This is a genomic window from Acuticoccus sp., assembly GCF_965213555.1.
Taxonomy (GTDB): Bacteria; Pseudomonadota; Alphaproteobacteria; order Rhizobiales; family Amorphaceae; genus Acuticoccus.
In genome coordinates, this window is sequence record NZ_OZ243890.1 from 3,986,029 (window position 1) to 4,008,265 (window position 22,237).

General features: G+C 69.6%; 22 protein-coding genes. 6 read left to right on the forward strand and 16 right to left on the reverse strand.

Features of this window, described 5'->3' with window-relative positions; all coding sequences use genetic code 11:
• Positions 1–24: 24 nt before the first annotated feature.
• Positions 25–1,053 carry an amino acid ABC transporter substrate-binding protein gene (locus tag ACOOE8_RS18665; RefSeq protein WP_420392891.1) on the reverse strand — a complete coding sequence of 343 codons (1,029 nt, stop codon included), beginning with the start codon at positions 1,051–1,053 and terminating at the stop codon, positions 25–27.
• Between the two features lie 165 nt (positions 1,054–1,218).
• On the opposite strand from ACOOE8_RS18665, the gene metC reads away from it, so the two are divergent.
• Positions 1,219–2,394, forward strand: coding sequence for a cystathionine beta-lyase (metC, locus tag ACOOE8_RS18670; RefSeq protein WP_420392892.1), 1,176 nt, complete (start codon positions 1,219–1,221; stop codon positions 2,392–2,394).
• 260 nt (positions 2,395–2,654) lie between these two features.
• Here metC and ACOOE8_RS18675 read toward each other — a convergent pair whose 3' ends face one another.
• The 11 genes from ACOOE8_RS18675 to ACOOE8_RS18725 form a co-directional block, all read right to left on the reverse strand.
• Positions 2,655–3,677 carry an IS110 family transposase gene (locus tag ACOOE8_RS18675; protein ID WP_420392893.1) on the reverse strand — a complete coding sequence of 341 codons (1,023 nt, stop codon included), beginning with the start codon at positions 3,675–3,677 and terminating at the stop codon, positions 2,655–2,657.
• A gap of 337 nt (positions 3,678–4,014) precedes the next feature.
• On the reverse strand, positions 4,015–4,281 hold the full coding sequence (locus tag ACOOE8_RS18680; RefSeq protein ID WP_420392894.1) for a DUF1467 family protein: 267 nt from the start codon (positions 4,279–4,281) through the stop codon (positions 4,015–4,017).
• Complete coding sequence (mce, locus tag ACOOE8_RS18685) at positions 4,281–4,685, reverse strand: methylmalonyl-CoA epimerase (protein WP_420392895.1); 405 nt, start codon at positions 4,683–4,685, stop codon at positions 4,281–4,283. The genes ACOOE8_RS18680 and mce overlap by 1 nt, the downstream gene beginning before the upstream one ends.
• 51 nt (positions 4,686–4,736) lie before the next feature.
• Positions 4,737–6,419 (reverse strand): ribonuclease J, encoded by a 1,683-nt coding sequence (locus ACOOE8_RS18690; RefSeq protein WP_420392896.1) that lies wholly within the window; start codon positions 6,417–6,419, stop codon positions 4,737–4,739.
• Positions 6,416–7,180 carry a biotin--[acetyl-CoA-carboxylase] ligase gene (locus ACOOE8_RS18695; RefSeq protein ID WP_420392897.1) on the reverse strand — a complete coding sequence of 255 codons (765 nt, stop codon included), beginning with the start codon at positions 7,178–7,180 and terminating at the stop codon, positions 6,416–6,418. The genes ACOOE8_RS18690 and ACOOE8_RS18695 overlap by 4 nt, the downstream gene beginning before the upstream one ends.
• A gap of 13 nt (positions 7,181–7,193) precedes the next feature.
• On the reverse strand, positions 7,194–8,633 hold the full coding sequence (gene nuoN / locus ACOOE8_RS18700) for an NADH-quinone oxidoreductase subunit NuoN (protein WP_420394746.1): 1,440 nt from the start codon (positions 8,631–8,633) through the stop codon (positions 7,194–7,196).
• Complete coding sequence (locus ACOOE8_RS18705) at positions 8,633–10,300, reverse strand: NADH-quinone oxidoreductase subunit M (protein ID WP_420392898.1); 1,668 nt, start codon at positions 10,298–10,300, stop codon at positions 8,633–8,635. The genes nuoN and ACOOE8_RS18705 overlap by 1 nt, the downstream gene beginning before the upstream one ends.
• Positions 10,301–10,331: 31 nt before the next feature.
• Entirely contained in the window at positions 10,332–12,269 is a 1,938-nt protein-coding gene (gene nuoL / locus ACOOE8_RS18710) for an NADH-quinone oxidoreductase subunit L (protein ID WP_420392899.1), read from the reverse strand.
• A gap of 3 nt (positions 12,270–12,272) precedes the next feature.
• Entirely contained in the window at positions 12,273–12,578 is a 306-nt protein-coding gene (gene nuoK / locus ACOOE8_RS18715; RefSeq protein WP_420392900.1) for an NADH-quinone oxidoreductase subunit NuoK, read from the reverse strand.
• Positions 12,575–13,195 carry an NADH-quinone oxidoreductase subunit J gene (locus ACOOE8_RS18720; RefSeq protein ID WP_420392901.1) on the reverse strand — a complete coding sequence of 207 codons (621 nt, stop codon included), beginning with the start codon at positions 13,193–13,195 and terminating at the stop codon, positions 12,575–12,577. The genes nuoK and ACOOE8_RS18720 overlap by 4 nt, the downstream gene beginning before the upstream one ends.
• Positions 13,196–13,312: 117 nt before the next feature.
• Positions 13,313–14,431, reverse strand: a complete 1,119-nt coding sequence (locus ACOOE8_RS18725; protein ID WP_420392902.1) for a S1C family serine protease — start codon at positions 14,429–14,431, stop codon at positions 13,313–13,315.
• A gap of 113 nt (positions 14,432–14,544) precedes the next feature.
• Here ACOOE8_RS18725 and ACOOE8_RS18730 point away from each other — a divergent pair, with 113 nt between their 5' ends.
• Both ACOOE8_RS18730 and ACOOE8_RS18735 read left to right on the forward strand, forming a co-directional pair.
• Positions 14,545–15,567: a TIM44-like domain-containing protein gene (locus ACOOE8_RS18730; protein ID WP_420392903.1), complete on the forward strand. Its 1,023-nt coding sequence runs from the start codon at positions 14,545–14,547 to the stop codon at positions 15,565–15,567.
• Positions 15,568–15,808: 241 nt separating this feature from the next.
• Positions 15,809–15,988, forward strand: a complete 180-nt coding sequence (locus tag ACOOE8_RS18735; protein ID WP_420392904.1) for a hypothetical protein — start codon at positions 15,809–15,811, stop codon at positions 15,986–15,988.
• A 29-nt stretch (positions 15,989–16,017) separates the two neighbouring features.
• On the opposite strand, the gene ACOOE8_RS18740 is transcribed toward ACOOE8_RS18735, so the two are convergent.
• From ACOOE8_RS18740 to ACOOE8_RS18750, 3 genes are read right to left on the reverse strand one after another with little or no spacing between them, the layout of a single operon-like run.
• On the reverse strand, positions 16,018–16,323 hold the full coding sequence (locus ACOOE8_RS18740; RefSeq protein ID WP_420392905.1) for a hypothetical protein: 306 nt from the start codon (positions 16,321–16,323) through the stop codon (positions 16,018–16,020).
• A 47-nt stretch (positions 16,324–16,370) separates the two neighbouring features.
• Positions 16,371–17,693 carry an adenylosuccinate lyase gene (gene purB, locus ACOOE8_RS18745; RefSeq protein WP_420392906.1) on the reverse strand — a complete coding sequence of 441 codons (1,323 nt, stop codon included), beginning with the start codon at positions 17,691–17,693 and terminating at the stop codon, positions 16,371–16,373.
• The gene (locus tag ACOOE8_RS18750) at positions 17,690–18,670 is read right to left on the reverse strand and encodes a hypothetical protein (RefSeq protein ID WP_420392907.1); all 981 of its coding nucleotides are present in this window, start codon (positions 18,668–18,670) and stop codon (positions 17,690–17,692) included. The genes purB and ACOOE8_RS18750 overlap by 4 nt, the downstream gene beginning before the upstream one ends.
• Before the next feature lie 276 nt (positions 18,671–18,946).
• Here ACOOE8_RS18750 and ACOOE8_RS18755 point away from each other — a divergent pair, with 276 nt between their 5' ends.
• Complete coding sequence (locus ACOOE8_RS18755) at positions 18,947–19,201, forward strand: helix-turn-helix domain-containing protein (RefSeq protein WP_420392908.1); 255 nt, start codon at positions 18,947–18,949, stop codon at positions 19,199–19,201.
• Here the strand turns inward: ACOOE8_RS18755 and ACOOE8_RS18760 are convergent.
• Positions 19,198–20,073 carry a hypothetical protein gene (locus ACOOE8_RS18760; RefSeq protein WP_420392909.1) on the reverse strand — a complete coding sequence of 292 codons (876 nt, stop codon included), beginning with the start codon at positions 20,071–20,073 and terminating at the stop codon, positions 19,198–19,200. The genes ACOOE8_RS18755 and ACOOE8_RS18760 overlap by 4 nt on opposite strands.
• A gap of 294 nt (positions 20,074–20,367) precedes the next feature.
• Here ACOOE8_RS18760 and ACOOE8_RS18765 point away from each other — a divergent pair, with 294 nt between their 5' ends.
• Both ACOOE8_RS18765 and ACOOE8_RS18770 read left to right on the forward strand, forming a co-directional pair.
• The gene (locus ACOOE8_RS18765) at positions 20,368–21,144 is read left to right on the forward strand and encodes a hypothetical protein (protein WP_420392910.1); all 777 of its coding nucleotides are present in this window, start codon (positions 20,368–20,370) and stop codon (positions 21,142–21,144) included.
• Positions 21,135–22,118 carry an ELM1/GtrOC1 family putative glycosyltransferase gene (locus tag ACOOE8_RS18770; protein ID WP_420392911.1) on the forward strand — a complete coding sequence of 328 codons (984 nt, stop codon included), beginning with the start codon at positions 21,135–21,137 and terminating at the stop codon, positions 22,116–22,118. The genes ACOOE8_RS18765 and ACOOE8_RS18770 overlap by 10 nt, the downstream gene beginning before the upstream one ends.
• Positions 22,119–22,237 lie beyond the last annotated feature (119 nt).

Genomic DNA, 22,237 nt, shown 5'->3' on the forward strand with positions numbered 1-22,237 from the left:
GCCCGCACCCTTGGCGTCAGCGGCTCAGCGGATCGGCGGGGCGTAGAGGATGCCACCCTCGGTGTAGAGTGCGTTCAGCCCGCGCTCGAGGCCGATCTGCGTGTCCGGCCCGAGGTAGCGATCGAAGATCTCGCCGTAGTTGCCGACGGCGGCGATCGCGCGGACCGCCCAGTCGTTGTCGAGGCCGAGCATCGCGCCGTACTCGCCCTCGACGCCCAGGAGGCGGGCGACGTCCGGGTTGAGGTCGGTCTGCTGCGCCATCTCCTCGACGTTCGCCTGCGTGACGTCCTTCTCCTCGGCGAGGATCAACGCGCGGACCACCCACGAGACGATGTCGGACCACTCGTCGTCGCCATGGCGCACCAGCGGCGCGAGCGGCTCCTTCGAGATGATCTCGGGCAGGATGACGTGCTCGTCAGGGTTCTCGAACGAGGCGCGGACGGAGGCGAGGCCGGACGCGTCGGTGGTGTAGGCGTCGCATGCGTCGGCGAGGTACTTCTGCTGCGCCTCGTTGTCGGTCTCGATGGGGACGGGCTCGTAGTCCATGTCGTTGGCGCGGAAGTAGTCCGCGAGGTTGAGCTCGGTGGTCGTGCCGGTCTGGATGCAGATGGTCGCCCCGTCGAGGTCGAGCGCGCTCGAGACCCCGATGTCCTTGGGCACCATGAAGCCCTGCCCATCGTAGTAGTTCACCGGAGCGAAGGTGAACTTGAGGTCGGCGTCACGCGACAGCGTCCACGTCGTGTTGCGCGCGAGCACGTCGACCTCGCCGGACGCGAGGGCCGTGAAGCGCGTCTTGCCGGTCAGCGGGGTGAACTCGACCTTCGAGGGGTCGTCGAAGATCGCCGCGGCGATGGCGCGGCAGATGGCGATGTCGAACCCTTGATACTGGCCCTGCGCGTCGGTGAAGGAGAAGCCGGCGAGGCCGGTGTTCGTGCCGCAGTTCAGCGTACCGCGGTCCATAACCTGCTGCAGGGTCGAGCTCTGCGCGAGCGCCTGTCCGCTGAGCGCGAGCGAGGTGACCGCGGCGGCGGTCACCAAGTGGGAAACTTTCATGTGTGCTCTCTCTACCTTCGGTCCGGGCGGAATCTTCGTCCGCTTGCGAGTTCGTCGTGCAACGACCGTGCCACCGCGCCGCGCGGCAGCCCCGACCTGGTCGCAAGACTTGCGCGAGCATAGTGAGACGGACGAGCCGCGCCAACGCCTTGAAGGAATTTTTGTATGGACGATGACAGCTCGACCGGCGGACCGGTCCGGCGCACGGCGACGACGATCACCCAGGCTGGACGCGATCCGGCCTCGTTCCACGGCTTCGTCAACCCGCCCGTCGTGCGCGCCTCGACCGTGCTCTACCCGGACGTTGCGACCTCGCACAGCCGCGCCCAGCGCTACACCTACGGCCTCAGCGGCACGCCCACCACCGACGCGCTATGCGCGGCGATGAACGCGCTCGAGGGGGCCGAGGCGACCGTCCTCACCTCGAGTGGGCTGTCCGCCTGCACGCTCGCCATCGCCTCGTCGGTCGGGGCCGGCGACCGGCTCATCATGGTCGATCCGGTGTACAGCCCGACGCGGCGCTTCTGCGACGGCATGCTGGCGCGGTTCGGCGTCACCACGGTCTACGTCGATCCGCTGGACCTCGCCGCCTACGAGCGCGAGGTCGCCCTCGGCGCCGCGGCGGTCTTCCTGGAGGCGCCGGGCTCGCTCACCTTCGAGGTGCCGGACGTGCCGCGGATGGCCGCCATCGCGAAGTCCGCCGGAGCGACCGTGATGATCGACAACACCTGGGCGACGCCGCTCTACTTCCGCCCGCTGGAGCACGGCTGCGACCTATCGATCCACGCGGCGACGAAGTACCTCGCCGGCCACTCCGACCTCCTGCTCGGCACGATCTCGGGCCGCGGCGGGGCGATCGCGCGCGTCGCCGACGCACGACGGGACTTCGGCGAGGGCGTCGGACCGGACGACGTTTTCGCCACCTTGCGCGGCATCCGAACGCTGCACGTTCGCCTGCCGCACTTCGAGCGCAATGCCAGGATCGTCGCCGAGTGGCTGGGCGGGGACCCGCGGGTGTCGCGCGTGCTCTACCCAGCGCTCCCCGACGCGCCGGGGCACGCCATCTGGAAGCGCGACTTCGACGGCGCGACGAGCCTGTTCGCCATCACCTTCCAAGGCCGCAGCGAGGGCGAGGTAGCGCGCTTCGTGGACGGGCTGAGGCTGTTCGGCATCGGCGCGTCGTGGGGCGGGTTCGAGAGCCTCGCCACCATGCCGCCGCTCGGCAAGATCCGCACCGCCAAGCGCTGGCCGGACGACGAGCCGTTGGTGCGCCTCCACGTCGGCCTTGAGGACCCGGCCGACCTCATCGAGGACCTCGACCAGGCGATGGCTCACCTGTGACGACCCGCGCTCCAGCAGGCTGTTTCTGTAATCGGGCGCTCTCCGTCAAGCCGCTGAAGTGAACCTGCCGAGGCTCTTGCTTCTGTTCGTGGTCGCCGGTGGCGTCACATGATCGGGTCGGAGGGGACTGGCGAGCGCATCTGAAGATCGGGCTTCAGAACCCAAGCCTGCTATCGGCTTCGCCAGACCCGCCGTCCCCAGCAGGGACCTCTTCAGCTCCCTTCGGAGCCGTGGTGGAGGAGCCGCCGGTAGGCGGCCGATCAGGCCGTTGCCGACCAACGGAACTCGGTGCCGTCGAGCCACATGCGGTGGAGGATGACGGCAATCTTGCGCGCGACGGCGACCTTCGCCGTCTTCAGCCCCGCCCGCCCGGCCAGGCGCGTTCCCCAGGCCTTCAGGGCGCTCCACCTCGTGACGCGAGTGAGAAGTGCGCTCGCAGCCTCGAAGAGGACGGCGCGCACGGCCGGGTCGCCGATCCTGCTGATCCGTCCGCTGCGGTCGATCTCCCCCGACTGGTAGCGTCGCGGCGTCATGCCGAGATAGGCCCCGACCGTGCGGGAGCGACTGAAGCGGGCCGGTGCGTCGATCGCCGTCTTGAAGGACAATGCCGCGATCGGGCCCACTCCCGGCACCGTCTTGAAGCGGCGGCAGGTCTCGTCCTCACGCACGATCCTCAGAACCATGCGGTGCAGCGTCCGGTACGCTTCGAGGAGCGCGTCGCGCACGTTAAGAAGGGGCTCGGCGATGGCGCACAGCATGACCTGATCGGCGACGAGCTCGCGCACCCGTGCGGCGAAGCTGCAGCGCGTCGTCGGGCCGATCCGCAAGCCAAAGGTCTTCATCAGCCCGCGCAGCTCGTTCTCTGCGTTCTGGACCCGGTTTAGGGTCGACTTGCGCGCGCTCAGCAGAAAGCGCAGCTCCTGCGAGCGTCTCGACTTGACGTGAACCGCTCGAAACCATCCGATCCGCACCACCTGTGCGATGCCGCGTGCATCGTTGCGGTCAGTCTTGTTGAGGGTGCCTGCCAATGTCGCCTTCAGGCGCCGGACCTCGAGACACACAACCGGCCATCCAGCCTCGCTCATCTCCTGGAACAGCCATTCCGACAGCGAGCAGGCCTCGATCCCGATCCGCTCGACGTCCGTGTGGTACGGCTTGAGGATGGCCACGATCGCTGCAGGATCCGTTGCAACCCTCGTCTCGTGGACGCTCCGCCCATCATGATCGACGACGCAGACAGAGGTCTCGACCTGGGAGATGTCTAATCCGGCGTAAAGCTTCATGGTCGGGCTCCTTCCTGTTCGGCGAGCCAGTCGTGACACGACGGTCAGCGTGTTGCTCGCCCGATTACCCGATCTGAAGACGTTGCGCGGACGCACGCGCGGCGTGTCTGCCGTCGAGGTGCCCTGCTCGAGCACGGAGGGGACAGCCGCTGTCGCCCCAGCTTGCCGACCGCGCCATTCATGGTGACGTGCGGCCTGACCGTCCGCCGCCGAAGCTCGGACGAGACCATCCCCTCCGACCCGTCCCGAGACCCACGCACCGCGAGGCTCTTCTGCTCGCTCCGGACGGGGGAAACACGATCGGCAGGACGGGGCCCGCGACGTCTTCCGCAGCCTGCTAGAGCCCGGGCGGCGACGGCAGCGGGATGTCCTCCAAGGTGAGGCCGCTGTTGAGCACGGCGAGGACACCGGCGAACACGACGGCCGCAGCGAGCGTGGTGAGGAGCACGCGCCGGCCGAGTCGCGAGTGGGCGGGCGCGCCACGGTCGGCCCCGGCGACGCGCGTCTCCTCGGTGTCGGGATCGCGGTTGCCGATAGCGAGGACCGGGAAGAAGATGAGCCACCAGATGATGAAGTAGATCGCGATGGCGCTGACGACGTCCATCAGACCTCTTCGAGCTCGGTGAGCACGCCGCCGACGTCCTTCGGGTGGACGAACAGCACCGGCTTGCCGTGGGCGCCGATCTTCGGCTCGCCATCGCCCAGCACCCGAGCGCCGTCCTGCCTCAGCCGCTCGGCCGCCAAGCGGATGTCGCTCACCTCGTAGCAGACGTGGTGCAAGCCGCCCGCCGGGTTCTTCTCGAGGAACGGTGCGATCGGCGAGCCCTCGCCGATCGGCTCCAAGAGCTCGACCTTCGTGTTGTCGAGGACGACGAAGACGACGCGCACGCCGTGCTCAGGCAGGTCCTGCGGCTCGGACACCTCGGCCCCCAACGCACCGCGATAGATCGCGGACGCGGCGGCGACGTCCCTCGTCGCGATGGCAACGTGGTTCAACCGCCCGATCATCGCTCCTCCTCCGCTCGCTTCGCCGTCCCCGCCGTCGACGCGCGAACCGCCTCACGATGCGCTGACGACGAAGACGTGGCAGAGCGGCTTCTTGCCCCAGCGCTGGGCCATGTGCGCGCGGATCGCGCGCCGCGCCGCTTGCACCACGACGTCGCGGTCGCGGCGACGATGGCGCGGGATCGAGCCCACCGCCGACGCGACCTCGTCCACGAGCTGCTCGCGGAACGTCTCGCCGCTGTCGTCGTGCGTCGGCACACCCATGAGGACCACGCTCGGCTCATCGTCGAGCTCGAAGCGGTCGTCCAGGGTGACGACCGCGGTGACGACGCCGGCGAACGCGAGGGCCCGACGCTCGCGCACGTTGCTCGCCTCGGGGGTGCGCAGCAGGCGCCCGTCCATGAACAGGATGTCCGTCGGCACCTCGTCGATGACCTGGGCGGGCGAGGGCGACAGGCGGACCATCTTGCCGTTCTGCGTCACGACGATCTCGGCGATCCCTGCGTCGCGGGCGAGCTTTGCCTGTGCCGTCAGGTGCACTGGCTCGCCGTGGACCGGCACGAGGATCTGCGGCTTCAGCCAGGCGTAGAGCTCCATGAGCTCGTCGCGCCGAGGATGTCCCGAGGTGTGGACGAGGCCGTCGGCGTCGGTGATGACGTCGATGCCCTGGAGCGCGAGCCCGTTGACCACCTGCCCGACCGCCTTCTCGTTGCCGGGGATAGTACGGGAGGAGAAGATCACCCGGTCCCCTGCCGACAGCGCCACGCGTGGATGTCCGTCGCTCGCGATGCGGGCGAGCGCAGCGCGGTCCTCGCCCTGGCTCCCCGTCAGCAGGATCAAGACCTTGTCGCGTGGGAGGTGGCCGACGTCGTCCTCCGTCAGGAAGCGGGGCAGACCGTCCATGAAGCCGCACTCGGTGGCGACCTCGATGACGCGGCGCATCGCCCGTCCCATGACGACGACGTGCCGGTCGCTGGCCGCCGCCGCCTCGCAGATCGCCCTGATGCGGGCGACGTTGGAGGAGAACGCGGTGACGGCTACCCGGTGAGGCGCGGTCTCCACCAGCTTGCGCAGCCCCTCGGCGACGTCCCGCTCGGACGGCGAGCGACCGGACCGGATCGCGTTGGTCGAGTCGCACATGAGGGCCAGCACGCCCGCCTCACCCAGCGCGCGGAAGCGGTCGATGTTAATCGCGGTGCCGATGCCCGGCGTCGGGTCGATCTTCCAGTCGCCGGAGTGGACGATGAGCCCGTGCGGCGTCTCGATCGCAAGGGCGTTCGGCTCGGGGATCGAGTGGGAGACTGGCACGAGCTCGACGCGGAAGGGCGGCAGGTCGATGACCTCACCCTGCGCCACGACCGTCACGTCGGGCGTGACGATCTTGTTGTTCTCGAGCGCCTTCGCCTTCAGCAGGCCGGCGGCGAACGCGGTGGCGAACACCGGCACCTCGAGCCGCGGCCACAGGTCGAGGAGCGCCCCGTAGTGGTCCTCGTGCGCGTGGGTGATGACGATGCCGAGGAGGTCGCGCCGCTCCTCCTCGATGAAGGCGATGTCCGGCAGGATGAGGTCGACGCCTGGCGCAAAACGCGGCTCGGCGAAGGTGACGCCGCAGTCCACCATCAGCCACTTCTTGGCGTGGGGCGGACCGAAGCCGTACAGCGCGAGGTTCATCCCGATCTCGCCGACGCCCCCGAGCGGCAGGAACACGAGCTCGTCCGCGGTGCCGCCGTCGCTCATGGTGCGCCGCGCACGAACACATCGCCGGCGGCGATCGTCTCGGCCACGCCGTCCTTCCGACGAAGGATGAGCCGTCCCGCCTCGTCGAGTCCCTCGAACATGCCCTCGCGCGTCTCGCGTTCCAGCCGCACCGCGATGGGCTCGCCGACGCCGTCGGCGCGGGCGAGCCAGCGCGCGCGGATCGCGCCGGTTCCGCCCACACCCAGCGTGTTGAGCACGGCGCCGAACGCGTCGCGAAGCGGGCCGAACACGTCATCCGGCGTCGCGGCGGGCAGGTGCGCCGCAAGGTGTGTCGCCGGCAGGCCCGGGGGGTGGCTCATGATGTTGACACCGAACCCCACCACCGCGCGGCGCTGCGGACCCTCCTGCTCGGCCTCGATGAGGATGCCCGCAACCTTCGCGCCCGCGAGCCTGACGTCGTTGGGCCACTTCAAGGAAGGCCTCGCGCCGACCACCTCCAGGGCGTCGGCGAGCGCGACGGCGGCTGCCAGGGGCAAGAGGGCGAACGAGGCGGGAGCGAACACGTGTGGGAACGCGTAGGATGCGTAGAGGTTGCCAGGCTCCGACGTCCACGGCCGAGCCCGTCGGCCGCGCCCGGCGAACTGTCGCTCGGCGACGACCCACAGCGGCACCTCCGACGCCCGCAGGCGGACCATGGCCTCGTCGTTGGTCGAGCCGACCTCGGCCAGCCGGATGATCGGGGCGCTGGCCGCACCGATGGGTGTGCGCGCGGCGAACTCCGACGTGGCACGCTCCTTCAAGGGTGGCGCATCCTCAAAACAAGCTCTGCGCCGCCGTCGTGGCCGCGGACAGGATGGGCGTCCACACGAGGAAGAAGCCGATGGTGAACGCTCCCGACACGGCGAGCACGGCGCGCAGCTCGCCAGCCATCGGCTCGAAGGTATCGCGCGGCTCGTCGAACATCATGAGTTTGATGATGCGCAGGTAGTAGAACGCCGCCACCGCCGAGGCGAGGACGCCGATCACCGCCAGCGGCACGAGGTCCGCCTCCACCGCTGCGAGGAACACGTAGAACTTCGCGAAGAAGCCGACGAGGGGCGGGATGCCTGCGAGTGAGAACAGGAGGAGCGTGAACGCCGCCGCCATCCATGGCTTGGTGCGAACGAGGCCGGCGAGGTCGGTGATGTCCTCCACCATGCCCTCATCGGCGCGGCGCATGGCGAGGATGCAGGCGAACGCGCCGACCGTCATCGCCAGGTAGATCGTCATGTAGATGACGACGCCGACGATCCCTTCCTCCGTCCCCGCCGCGAGCCCGATCAGCGCGTAGCCCACGTGGCCGATGGAGGAGTAGGCCATCAGCCGCTTGATGTTGGTCTGCCCGATCGCGGCGAACGCGCCGAGGACCATCGACATGATCGACAGGAAGACGAGGATCTGCTGCCACTGCAGGAAGGCGGGCCCGAACGCCTCCATGACGACGCGGGTGAACAGCGCCATGGCGGCGACCTTCGGCGCGGCGGCGAGGAAGGCGGTCACCGGGCTCGGCGCGCCCTCGTAGACGTCCGGCGTCCACATGTGGAACGGCACCGCCGACACCTTGAAGGCGAGGCCGGCGAGGACGAAGACGAGCCCGAACAACACGCCGAGCCCGACGCCGTCGCCGCCGATCGCGGCCGCGATGGCGCCGAACTCGGTCGCGCCGGTGAAGCCGTAGACCAGGCTGATGCCGTAGAGCAGCATCCCGGACGACAGCGCGCCGAGCACGAAGTACTTGAGGCCCGCCTCGGTGGAGCGGATCGAGTCGCGGTTGATGGCGACCGCGCAGTACACCGCGAGGGACTGAAGCTCCAGCCCGAGGTAGACGCCGAGCATGTCGTTCGCCGAAATCATCAGCATCATGCCGATGGTGGCGAGCAGGATGAGCACGGAGTACTCGAAGCGCGCGAACGCCTGATGGCGTGCGTAGGCGATCGTCATCGCCACCGTGACCGCCGCCCCGAGAAGCGTCAGGATCTTCAGGTAGCGCGCGAACTGGTCGAACACGAACGTGCCATCGAACGCGAAGGTGCCGACCGGCGTCAGCAGGATGGCGACGATCCCGCCGATCAAGGCGACGATGGTCATGATGGAGATCGTGGGCGCCGCCTCCTCGTCGGAGAACGCTCCCGCCATCAACAGGACGATGGCGAAGAGCGCGAGGATGATCTCCGGCAGGAGCGGCATCATCGCAGGTAGCGGCACGGGCTCCATCACCGGTTCCCCCGTTCAGCCGACGCCCCGTCGGCCCCATGCTCGGCGTCGCCCTCAGCGCCCTCGCCGCCGTGCGGCTCGCCCTCCGGGGCGATGCCGAGCGCCTCGAGCCCGCGAGCGACGGCGTCCGCCGACGAGCCGTCCGCAAGGGCGAACTGCGAGGCATCCACCGCCGGCCCGTCCGGCACCCCGTTCGCCTCGGCGACGTCGGTGAGGAGCGCAGCCACCGAGGCGTCGGTGACCGCGAGGATCGGGTTCGGCCACACCCCGAACAGGATGGTGAGCACGACGAGCGGCACCATGATGAGCTTCTCGCGCGCGCTGAGGTCGACCATGCGCCGCATGGCCTCCTTGTCGAGCGGCCCGAGCACCACGCGGCGGTACAGGAAGAGCGCATACGCCGCCGAGAGGATGACGCCGGTGGTCGCCGCGACCGCCGCGATGGTGGAGGTCCTGTAGGTGCCGATCAGCGCAAGGAACTCGCCGACGAAGCCCGACGTGCCGGGCAGTCCGACGTTCGCCATGGTGAACACCAGGAAGGCAGTCGCATACCAGGGCATGCGCTTGATGAGCCCGCCGTAGGCCGCGATGTCGCGCGTGTGCGCCCGGTCGTAGACGACGCCGACGCACAGGAACAGCGCCGCCGACACGATGCCATGGGACAGCATCAGGTAGATCGCTCCCTGGACCCCCTGCGTGTTCATCGCGAAGATGCCCATGGTCACGATGCCCATGTGCGCCACGGAGGAGTAGGCGATGAGCTTCTTCATGTCCTGCTGGGCGAGCGCGGTGAGCGACGTAACGATGACCGCGATGGCCGACAGCAGGAACACGAGCCAGGCAAGGTCCGCCGACGCGTCCGGGAACATCGGCAGCGAGAAGCGCAGGAAGCCGTAACCCCCCATCTTGAGGAGCACGCCGGCGAGGAGGACGGAGCCCGCCGTCGGCGCCTCCACGTGCGCGTCCGGCAGCCACGTGTGCACCGGCCACATGGGCATCTTGACGGCAAAGCTCGCGAAGAAGGCGAGCCAAAGCCAAAACTGCATCCCCGCCGGGAAGTCGTGCGCCATGAGATCGGGGATCGAGGTCGTCCCCGCGTCCCAGTACATTGCGATGATCGCGACCAGCATCAACAGCGAGCCGGTCAAGGTGTAGAGGAAGAACTTGAAGGTCGCGTAGATGCGCCGCGCGCCACCCCACACCCCGATGATGAGGAACATCGGGATGAGGCCACCCTCGAAGAAGATGTAGAACAGCACGATGTCGAGGGCGCAGAAGACGCCGATCATCAACGTCTCAAGGACCAGGAACGCGACCATGTACTCACGCACGCGGTCGGTGATCGACCTCCACGAGGCGAGGATGCAGAACGGCATGAGGAACGCCGTCAGCACGACGAACGGCATGGAGATGCCGTCGACGCCGAGGTGGTAGGAGATGAGCCCCGGGATCCACTCCCGGTTCTCGACGAACTGGAAGCCGCCGTCCGTCGCATCGAAGCCGAGCCAGAGCCCGAGCGACAGCACGAAGTTGAACACCGTCGTGATGAGCGCGACGCGGCGAATGTTTTCGGTCGCCGCCTCGTCGTGCCCCCGCACGGCCAGGATGAAGGCGACGCCGACGAGCGGCAGGAAGATCAGGATGGACAGGAGCGGCCAGTCGCTCATCGCGCGGCTCCTGGCGCGCTCGACGCGGCGGTCACAAGACGCCCCTGTCGAGGGCGATCATGACGCTGACGAAGACCGCGATCCCAGTCAGCATCACGAACGCGTAGTGGTACAAGTAGCCGGATTGGAAGCGCTGGGCGAGCGCGGCGACGTCCCTCACCCGTGCCGCGACCCCATCCGGTCCGACCCCGTCGATGACGCGCGCGTCGCCCTTCCAGAAGGTGCGGCCGAGCCAGCGAGCGGGACGCACGAACAGCACCTCGTAGAGCTCGTCGAAGTACCACTTGTTGAGGAAGAACCTGTGCACCGCCGGCACCGCTCGCGTGAAGCGCTCGGGCAGGCTGGGCACGGCAAGGTAGCACACGACCGCGATGACGAAGCCGACGACGAAGGCCTCCGCAGGCGCGAGCACCACCCACTGCGGCACCTCATGCAGGTCGTGCAGCACGTGGTTGCCGACGCCGGCGAACAGCGAGCCGTTCCAGAACTCGCCGGTCGGATCGCCCTCGAACGCGTGGACGAATGCCGCGCCGGCGCCGAGCGCACCCACGGCGAGGAGCCCCATGGGCAGGAGCATCGTCCAGGGCGACTCGTGGGCGTGCTTGAAGGTGTCGGCAGCCGCTCGCGTGCGTCCGTGGAACGCCATGAAGATGAGCCGCCAGGAGTAGAACGAGGTCAGCACCGCGGCGATGACGAGGAGCACGAAGCCGAACAGCGCCGCAGGAGTCCCTGCCGCGAACGCCGCCTCCACCACGAGGTCCTTGGAGTAGTACCCCGCGGTGAACGGGAAGCCGGTGAGCGCCAGCGTCCCGATGACCATCCCGGCGTAGGTGAGCGGGATCTTTCGCCACAGCCCGCCCATGCGACGCAGGTCCTGCTCCTCGTGCATGGCGTGGATCACCGACCCCGCGCCGAGGAACAGGAGCGCCTTGAAGAAGGCGTGGGTGAAGAGGTGGAAGATCGCGATGCCGTAGGCGCCGACGCCGAGCGCCACGAACATGTAGCCGAGCTGCGAGCACGTGGAGTAGGCGATGACGCGTTTGATGTCGTTCTGCGCGCAGCCGACGGTGGCGGCGAAGAACGCGGTGACCGCGCCGACGAGGGCGACCACGGTGAGTGCGGTGGGCGCGAACTCGTAGAGCGGCGACATGCGCGCCACCATGAAGACGCCCGCCGTCACCATGGTTGCAGCGTGGATGAGCGCGGAGACCGGCGTCGGCCCCTCCATGGCGTCGGGCAGCCAGGTGTGCAGCAGGAACTGCGCCGACTTGCCCATCGCGCCGATGAACAGGAGCACGCAGGCGAGCTCAAGCGCCGGCACCTCGAGCCCGAGGAAGCCGAAGCTCGCCTGTGCCATCGCGGGCGCCGCGGCGAAGATCGCGTCGAGCTGCACCGCCCCCGTCAACGCGAACAGCGTGAAGATGCCGAGGAGGTAGCCGAAGTCGCCGACGCGGTTGACGACGAAGGCCTTGATCGCCGCCGCGTTCGCGGACGGCCGGTCCGACCAGAAGCCGATGAGGAGGTAGGACGCGAGGCCGACGCCCTCCCAGCCGAAGAACATCTGCACGAGGTTGTCCGCCGTCACGAGCATCAGCATCGCGAACGTGAACAGCGACAGGTAGGCGAAGAACTTCGCCTTCGCGTCGTCGTGGCTCATGTAGCCGAACGAGTAAAGGTGGACGAGCGCCGACACCGTGTTGACGACGACGAGCATCACCGCCGTCAGCGTGTCGACGCGCAGCCGCCAGGCGATCTCGAGGTCGCCCGAGACGATCCACTCGGCGATGAGGACCCGCTCGGTCTCGGCGTTCCCGTAGCCCCAAGCGATGAAGACGATCCACGACAGCGCCGCCGAGACGAACAGGAGTCCCGTCGTCACCACCTGCGCGGTGAACGCGCCGAGCTGACGGCCCAGGAGGAACGCGAACAGGAAGCCGGCGAGCGGCAGGAAGACGATGATCTCAACCACCGATCAGCCCTTCAAGGTGTCGATGTCCTCAACCGCGATGGAGCCGCGGTTGCGGAAGAAGGCGACGAGGATCGCGAGCCCGATGGCGGCCTCCGCGGCGGCGACGGTGAGCACGAACAGCGCGAACACCTGACCGACGAGGTCGCCGAGCGCGGCGGAAAACGCCACGAAGTTGAGGTTCACCGCGAGCAGGATGAGCTCGATGGACATCAGGATGACGATGACGTTCTTGCGGTTGAGGAAGATGCCGAACACACCGATGACGAACAGGATCGCCGACACCGTCAAGTAATGCGAGACTCCGATCACAGTTGAAGCCCTCGCCCGGAGGCCACCTCGCGCACCTCCATCGCCTCCTCCCTGGTGCGGTTCACCTGGCGAGCGACGTCCTGCTTCTTCGCGCGGCTCTCGTCCCGCAGCGTCAGCACGATGGCGCCGACCATGGCGACGAGGAGGATGAGGCCGGCCACCTGGAAGTAGAATGCGTAGCGCGTGTAAAGCACCAGGCCGAGCGCCTCGGTGTTCGTCACCGCCTCCGGCGCGGGGATCGGCACCGCCGCACGGCTCGCGAGCTCCGGTGCCAGCGTGTAGGCGCCGAGCACCAGGATGAGCTCGACGAGGAGGACGAGGCCGACCGTTGCGCCCACGGGCAGGTACTGCATGAAGCCCTGCCTGAGCTCGACGAAGTCGACGTCGAGCATCATGACGACGAAGAGGAAGAGGACGAGCACCGCGCCGACGTAGACGACGACCAGGATGAGGGCGAGGAACTCGGCCCCGGCCAGCATGAACAGTCCGGCGCCGTTGAGGAACGCGAGGATCAAAAACAGCACCGAGTGGACCGGGTTGCGCGAGGACACGACCATCAGCGCCGAGGCCACCATCACCGCTGCGAACAGGTAAAAGAACAGCGACACCAGGGTCATCGGACAGCTCGCGCGACGGGTGTTTTGCGGAAGGGTGCCCGCACCGGGCCCGAGCCCGTCTTAGCGGACGCACCATGACGCGTCTACCGCGGCCGGGCGCCGCCCTCCCCGCCCGCGTCAGCCGGCCTCGTCCAACGTGACGGACAGCTCCGAGCGCGCGCCGTCGCGCAGGACGCCGAGGCGCACCGTCTCGCCGGCGCGCCGCCGATCGAGCGCGGCGCGCAGCTCCTCGGTGTCGACGACGCGGTCGCCGTCGAGCCCGACGATGATGTCGCCCGCGAGGATGCGCCCGTCCGGGTGGATCTGAGCCGGACGCAACCCCGCTCGCTCGGCCGGGGTCCCGGGCTCGACGCTGAGGACGAGGACGCCCTCCACGCCGGAACGCGCCAGTAGGTCGTCGGCGCGTGGGTCGGTGGCGACGCCGAGCACCGGCGGCCGGTAGCGTCCTGATCCGAGGATCTGCGGCACGACGCGGTTGACCGCGTCCACCGGCACCGCGAAGCCGATGCCGGCGCTCGAGCCCGAGGGGCTGTAGATCGCGGTGTTGACGCCGACGAGCCGTCCGGCGCTGTCGATGAGCGGTCCGCCGGAGTTGCCCGGGTTGATCGCCGCGTCCGTCTGGATGAGGCCGCGCAGCGTGCCGCCCTCCTCGGCGGGCAGCTCGCGCTCGAGGGCCGAGATGACGCCCGTCGTCAGTGTCCAGTCGAGCCCGAACGGGTTGCCGATGGCGAACACCTTCTGGCCCACCTGGAGGTCCTGGCTGGTGCCGATGGCGAGCGGTGCGAGCGCCTCGCCCTCCGCGTCGATGCGCAGCACGGCAAGGTCATGCGTCGGGTCCGCGCCGACCAGCCGCGCCCGCACCGCCCGCCCGTCCGCCAGCCGCACCGTGGCGGACGTCGCACCGCGGATGACGTGCGCGTTGGTGACGACGTGGCCAGCAGCATCCCAGACGAAGCCCGAGCCGGTGCCCCGCGGCACGTCGTAGGCGTTGCGCGTCCAGTAGTCGACGACGCGCTCGCGGGTGGAGATCGACACCACAGAGTCCTTCGTCGCCTCGAACACCTCGATGGTGGCACGCTCGTCCGAGGCAAGGTCGCCGCGCGGCGTGACCAGGCGGGGCTCGACGTCCACCGGCACGAGCCGCGCCCGCAGCGCAGGTCCGGCCTCGAACGCGAGGATCACCGCGACCAGCGCGATCGTGAGCAGGAGCAGCCGTGTGGCGAAGCGGTCGTGCATCGAACTCGTCCTGGATCCCCTCGGCCGACCTGAAGGACGCGCCTCTCCCCGTCGAATGCGCGGGCGATCGGATTGGTTTGCCGGCACTCGCTCCCATATGGAAGGCATCCGTGATGGCAGAGGTACCCATGCGCTTCTTTCACTCCTTCAAGGCCGTCCTTGCGATCGCGATCCTCGCGGCGAGCGTGATGCTGGTGACGGTCGACTTCGCCGAGGCACGTCGCGGCGGCTCGTTCGGCAGCCGGGGCGCCCGCACGTTCGATCGGCCGGCAGCGACCCAGACCGCGCCGCGCAACGCGAGTCCGATCGACCGATCCATGACGCCGCGTCAGCAGGCCCAGCCCGGGGCACAGCAGGCCGGGCGCGGCCAGCCAGCCGCGCAGCAGAACCGCGGCGGCATGTTCGGCGGGCTCGCCGGCGGCCTCCTGGGCGGCCTAATGCTCGGCGGCCTCATCGGCATGATGATGGGCAACGGGCTTGGCGGCCTCGCCGGCATCCTCGGCCTCCTCGTTCAGGTCGGCCTCGCGGTCCTCGTGGTGAGCCTCATCCTGCGCTGGATGCGCTCGCGCCGCCAGCCGGCCTACGCGGGCCCCGCCGGCACGACCCCGTCAGCCGACGCGCGGCCCGACGTCTCTCGCACCGCCTACACCGGGTCCGGCACGGCCGGCTCTGCCGCCAGCGGTGCGACGGCGGCGCCGTCGGCCGCCCCGGCAGCCTTCGAGGGCGGGTCCGACGAGGTGGGGCTCACCGGCGACGACTTCGATGCGTTCGAGCAGCTCCTCGTCGAGGTCCAAGCCGCCTTCTCGCGCGAGGACTATGGGGCGCTGCGCATGCGCTGCACGCCGGAGATCGTCTCCTACCTGTCGGAGGAGTTGAGCCAGAACGCTGTGGCCGGACGCAAGAACGACGTCACCGACGTCAAGCTCCTCGAGGGCGACCTCTCCGAGGCCTGGCGCGAGGACGACCGGGAATACGCCACGGTCGCCATGCGTTACGAAGGCGTCGACGTCATGCGCGATCGGCAGACCGGCGAGGTCGTCGAGGGGGACCAGCGTCCGACCGAGACCACCGAGGTTTGGACCTTCGTGCGTCCGGTCGGCGGCCGTTGGCAGGTCTCGGCGATCCAGGAGAGCTGAGCCGACCCCGGCCACACGGCCCTCGGGTCGCGAGCAAGGGCGGTGCTACGGCACCGCCTTTTTTTGTGCCGTCCGCAACCCTAATCCGCAACTTCACTCTGCTGCAACCACTGGAGGTTGGCGTACACCTTGCGCTTTTCCTCTTGCCAACATGCGCACAATGTGCGTATATATCCTCCATCAGGCTGCAACACGACAGTTCGATGACGACGAGCTGTCGCGCGACCGAGGGGGCCGGCACATGTGGAACTACCTTCTCATCGCGCGCTACAATGCGCAGCGCGGAATGTGGGGCGGGCGTGAGAGCTTCGAGCACCTGCGTCAGGCGAACCGGGCGCGCGAGGACGACCAGCGTCGCACACGGTCGAGCCGTTTGACGGAACGCTCCACTGCCTTGGTGGATGAGCGCCGCGAGGGCTGACCTGCTGGGCTACGCAGCTCGCCTGTTGTTCAGCGCCGGCTGCAGCTGTACTGGACGAGCGGCGTCGAGATGATGGCGCTCGCGCGGCCCTTCCAAGCCTCGCACCCCCGAAGCGTCGCGAAGCACCCGACAAAGGAGACCGGCCGCGTCCAGTCGGTGTGGCCCCGCGTGCCGCCCGACACGCGCCCGATGTAGGGCAGCTCCGGGTTCGCCTTGCAGGACGGCGCCGCGTCGCGGATGCGCGCCACCTCCGCCGGGGTGCCGAACTGCGCGCTCGTCGGAGTTGCGAGCGGCATTGCAAGCAGTGCCGACACGGCCACGCCGATCAACCTCATGACAACCTCCCTGGTCGATGGTCGAAACGCCATCCCCAAGGCAAGGTTCAGCCGTCGCCATGCGACGCCTCGCCGAAGACCCGTGCGAAGATCGTGTCGACGTGAGCAAGGTGCGCCGTCTCGTCGAATGCCGTCGCGATCGCCTCGGGCGACAGGCGCGCGGCGATGTCCGGGTCCGTACCGATGAGGTCGCGGAAGGCTCCCTCCCCGGCGTGGGCGCGCATCGCGTTGCCCTGGACCAACCGGTAGGCATCCTCGCGGGGCATGCCGGCGACGGTGAGCGCGAGGAGCAGTTGCTGCGAGTGGACGAGCCCGCCGAGCGCGGCAAGGTTCTGCGCCATGCGCTCCGGCTTGACCACGAGCCCGTCCACGACCGCGGTGAGCCTCGCCAGCGCGAAGTCGAGCGTCACCGTGGCGTCCGGCCCGATCATCCGCTCCACCGAGGAGTGCGAGATGTCCCGCTCGTGCCACAGTGCGACGTTCTCCATGGCGGGCAGCGCGTAAGCGCGGACCATCCGCGCGAGGCCGGTAAGGTTCTCGCTCAGAACGGGGTTCTTCTTGTGCGGCATCGCCGAGGAGCCCTTCTGCCCCGCGCCGAACGCCTCCTCCGCCTCGCCGACCTCGGTGCGCTGCAGGTGGCGGACCTCCGTCGCCAGCCGCTCCACCGAGGAGGCGACCACGGCGAGCGTCGCGAAGTAGGCGGCGTGGCGGTCCCGCGGGATGACCTGCGTCGAGATCGGCTCCACGGCGAGGCCGAGCTGTTGCGCCACGTGCGCCTCCACCCGCGGGTCGAGGTGGGCGAAGGTGCCCACCGCGCCGGAGATCGCGCAGGTCGCGACCTCGGCGCGGGCCGCGATGAGCCGCGTGCGCGCCCGGTCGAACTCGGCGTAGGCCTGGGCAAGCTTCAGCCCGAACGTCGTCGGTTCGGCGTGGATGCCGTGGCTGCGGCCGATGGTCGGCGTCGTGCGGTGCTCCATCGCGCGCCGTCGTAGCGCGGCGAGCAGCGCCTCGACGTCGCTGATGAGGAGGTCGGTGGCGCGCGTCAGCTGCACCGCGAAGGCCGTGTCTAGGACGTCCGAGGAGGTCATGCCCTGGTGCACGAAGCGCGCGTCCGGACCAACGATCTCGGCAAGGTGGGTGAGGAACGCGATGACGTCGTGCCGCGTCTCGCGTTCGATGGCGTCGATCCGCTCGACGTCGAAGGTGGCAGCCCCGCCGCGCTCACGGATCGTCCGCGCCGCCTCCTGCGGGATGGCGCCGACCTGCGCCATCGCGTCCGCCGCCGCCGCCTCGATCTCGAACCAGATGCGGAACCTCGTGTCCGCCGACCAGATGTGCGCCATCTCGGCGCGCGCGTAGCGCTCGATCATTGCGGCATCGTGCCCTTCTTCGTGCGGGAAAGGGGGGCGGCGTGCGCCGCGACGAGCCGGCGGCCGAGCGGCGCCAAGAGGAGCGGGAACGTGAAGACAGGAAGCTGGCTGAGCGCGAAGAACAGCCACACGGTGTCGCCCACCTGCGTGGCGCCGAGCGCTGCGACGACGAGGCCGGCGTTGCGGTTGCCCGCCGCATACGCGATCGCCACGGCATCGGCTCCGACGAAGGGTTGGAACAACCCGTAGAACGCGACGATCTGTGCCCCCTGCATCGCGAAGGCCGCAGCGGCCACCGCAAGCGTCGCGGTCGGCGCGGCAACCAGCCGCGCGCCGACGGTGTCCATGGCGCCGATCGCGAAGAGCATTGCGATCGCAACACCCGCGGCATCCAGGAGCGGTCGGGCCGCGACGATCCTGGCAGGCCCTACGACGCGCCGGATCGCCGCCGCCGTGAGGCAAGCGCCGCAGATCATCACGGCGAGCCGCCCCGCAAGGTCGCTTGCGCCGACCGGCAGGGCGTCGCCGACGAACAGCGCGGCCATGATGGGCACGGTGAGGACCATCGCGACGGTCGAGATCAACATGATCGACAGGACCAGCGCTCCGTCCAGCCCCATCAAGAGGGCGAAGGCTGGGGCTGAGACGATCGGCGGCGGCGCCACGAACAAGAACGCAACCGCAAGGCCGGTGGCCGACCCGAGCGGCCCAGTCGTCGCGCTGAGCGTCGACAGCACGAGGAGCGGGCACGCAACGGTGATCGCCGTTGCTGCGGCGAGCGTGCGTCTGGGGTGCTTGAGCCGGCCGAGGAGCGCCGCCAGGTCGACGCGCAGCATGGACACACATAGCATCGCGACGAGGAGGCTCGCGATGAGGGGTCGCAGCAGCTCGGCGAGCACCGGCGCCGCCAGCCCCAGGAGAGCTGCCGAGGCGATGATCTTGGTGCCGTGGGAGCTGATGAGGTGGAACAGGCGCATGGCGACACCTGTCTCGCGCCCGGCGCTCGATGATGCAACAAGCCAAAGCGCGTCCCGGCTCGTACATTTCGGCAAGCTGAAGATGCGCACAGTTGCGCGGTGGTTTGCCTGTATGAACCAGGGTCGCCTTGGATGAGAGGAACGCGGGACGCGTGCCGACCGTCCGGTCGGCGTTCCGCGTGGGACAGCCACTGAAACGAATGAACGACGCAGATGAATGATTGGCGAGCACGGTTGCGGGGTCGCCTCGCGCAGAGCGGCAAGTCCCGCTCGCAGGTGTGTAGCGAAGCTGGGCTCAACCCGGCCTACCTCACCCAGATCCTCGAGCAGAAGGGGGCGACGCCGCGCATCGACAACCTTCAGAAGGTCGCGAACGTCCTTGGAACCACCGTGACCTACCTCGTCGACGGGGTTGACATGGGGCCGGACGCCACCGAGTGCCTGTCGCTCTACTCGGCGATGACGCCGGAGAGGCGGTCGGCTGTGATCGCGATCATGCGCGACCTCGCAGCGCGGTCGGCGATGCACTAGACCTTGCCTTGGCTGTCGGATCGTCCCATGCGATCCGCCGTCGATGTCCCTCGCGCACGTGCGAGGCCGACCCGAGGCTGAGCCATGCTGTCCGCTGCGTCCTCGCCCCCGCAGACCGTCGTGTCGTCCTCGCCAGCGCAGACGGTGCCGTCCTCGCACGCGCAGACCGTGAAGTCGGCGTCCCCCGCGCGGTCCGTAGTGTCGTCCTCGCCTGCGCACGCCACGGCGTCGTCCTCGCCTTCGCACGCCACGGCGTCGTCCTCGCTTGCGCACGCCACGGCGTCGCCCTCGCCTGCGCGCGCCACGGTGTCGTCCTCGCCTGCGCGCGCCACGGCGTCGCCCTCGCCTGCGCATGCCACGGCGTCGCCCTCGCCTGCCCACGCCACGGTGTCGTCCTCGCCTGCGCACGCCACGGCGTCGTCCTCGCTCGCGCACGCCACGGCGTCGCCCTCGCCTGCCCACGCCACGGTGTCGTCCTCGCCTGCGCCCGCCACGGCGTCGCCCTCGCCTGCGCACGCCACGGTGTCGTCCTCGCCTGCGCACGCCACGGCGTCGTCCTCGCTCGCGCACGCCACGGCGTCGCCCTCGCCTGCCCACGCCACGGTGTCGCCCTCGCCTGCGCACGCCACGGCGTCGTCCTCGCCTGCGCGCGCCACGGCGTCGCCCTCGCCTGCGCATGCCACGGCGTCGCCCTCGCCTGCCCACGCCACGGTGTCGTCCTCGCCTGCGCACGCCACGGCGTCGTCCTCGCTCGCGCACGCCACGGCGTCGCCCTCGCCTGCCCACGCCACGGTGTCGTCCTCGCCTGCGCCCGCCACGGCGTCGCCCTCGCCTGCGCACGCCACGGCGTCGTCCTCGCCTGCGCACACCACGGCGTCGTCCTCGCCTGCGCACGCCGTGGTGTCGCCCTCGCCTGCGCACGCGGTAATGCCGTCTTCCTCGTGCAGACTACGTCGTCATCGCCAGCGGAGGCCGTGGCGTCGTCTTCACCCACGCAGACCGCAGGGTCGCCCTTGGCTGCGCAGACCGCGGTGGCTCCTTCACCGGAAGAGACCGTGACGTCGCCCTCGTGTGAGCAGGCCGTGGCGTCGTCTTCACCTGCGCAGACCGCAGGGTCGCCCTTGTCTGCACAGACCGTAGGGTCGTCCTCGTCAGCGCAGCGGGTGGTGTCGTCCTCGCCGGCGCAGGCTGGGGTCTCGTCCTCATCCTTGCAGACCGTGGTGTCGATGAAGTGGGGCAAGGCGTACGGCGCCGAATACGCGAACACCCTCCATCGCATGGTCCTGCGCCACACGCACCGCCCATTGCGCTTCATCTGCTTCACCGACGATGCACGCGGCCTCGATGCCGGGATCGAGGTGCTGCCATTGCCCCACATCGAGCTGCCCGCGAGCCATGCGCACAAGGCGTGGCGGAAGATCGCACTGACGCAGCCGAACGTCGGCGGCCTGACGGGCGACATCCTGTTCCTCGACCTCGACGTCGTCGTCGCCGGCTCCATCGACGCCTTCTTCGACCATGCGCCAGGCGCGACGTACTGCGTCATCGAGAACTGGACGCAGAGGGGATCGGGCATCGGCAACACCTCGGTGTTCCGCCTCACCGTCGGTGCGCACGCGGAGGTCTACGACACCCTGATGGCCGATCCGGCAGGCACCGTCGCGCGCCACCCGAACAGCCAGACGTTCCAGTCGCGCACGATCTCCTCGCGCACCTTTTGGCCGGCCCCGTGGTGCGTCTCCTTCAAGCACTCCCTTCTGCCGCCGTTCCCGCTGAACTACGTGCGCGCCGCGCCGTTGCCTGCGGACGCGAAGGTGGTCTGCTTCACGGGCTTCCCGAACCCCGACCACGCGCGCGACGGGGTCTGGCCCGAGCGCACGTGGTACAAGCGACTGAGGAAGCGCGTGCGCCCGACACCGTGGATCGCCCAGCATTGGCGTTGACCCCCGTCCTCGTCCTGTCGGATGGCGTCGCCGGGCACGATCGGGCGTCGGCGGGCGTGCTGGCGGCGCTGTCGCAGCACCGGCGGATCGACCCGGTTTGGCTGCCGGTGCGAGAGGTTCGCCCGGCGTCGCGTCGCCTCGCCCGCCTCGCCGCCGCCGCGACCGATCCTGCGCGCTGGCTGGACCGCGGCGTGGTGTGCGCCGCCCGCTGGCCGCCTCACGCGGAGATCGTCGTCTCGGCGGGACCTGCGACGGCGGCGGTCAACATCGCGGCGGCCCGCCGATACGGCGCCCGCAACGTCTACTGCGGCTTCGCCAAGTGGCCCGTCGTCGGCTTCCATGTCCTGCTCACTCCGGTCCCGAGCCGCGCGCGCGCCGCCGTCCTCGCGCCGCGTCCCACCGACCTCGATGCGACGCGCCTTCCGGGGCCGCGCCCGCTGGGTGCGCCCGGCCAGCGGACGGTCGCGCTCCTCCTCGGTGGCGACAGCAAGCACTACGCCTACACGCGAGGCGACATGGACGCCCTCGCAGCGTCGCTCGCGGCCCTCCTCGCCTCGCGCCCGGACTGGTCGCTGATCGCCTTCGATTCGCGCCGCACCGCCCCGCACCTGTTCGACGTCCTCGCGCGAGCGCTCGGCCACTGCGAGCGCCTCGACACGGTGCGCTATGCCCGGGCCGGCCTGGGCTCCAACGCGCCCGCCTTCGAGGCGGACCTTGCCGTGGTTACCGAGGACAGCCTGTCGATGATCACCGAGGCAGTCGCTGCGGCGCGCCCGACGCTGGTCGCCCGCGCGGACGGCTACCGGGGGCCGAGGCGGGACCGCCGGGAGGTGGACGCACTCGCGGCCGCCGGGCGCGTCGCCCGCACGACGTTCAGCGCGCTGACCGTGGAGACGCTGGAGCGCGTGCTACGACCGCCGCACACCTCTCAGCCGGCGGCGTTGAGCGCCCTCCTCCAGGCGCGCGGCCTGTAGCGCGACCATCACACCATCGTGAACCCTTCGCACCCCGCCAACTCGGGCTGGGACGGCGCAGCGCTGCCGCTTCAACCCACGTTGCCCCGAGGGGCGTGGAACGCGATATGGTTTGGAAC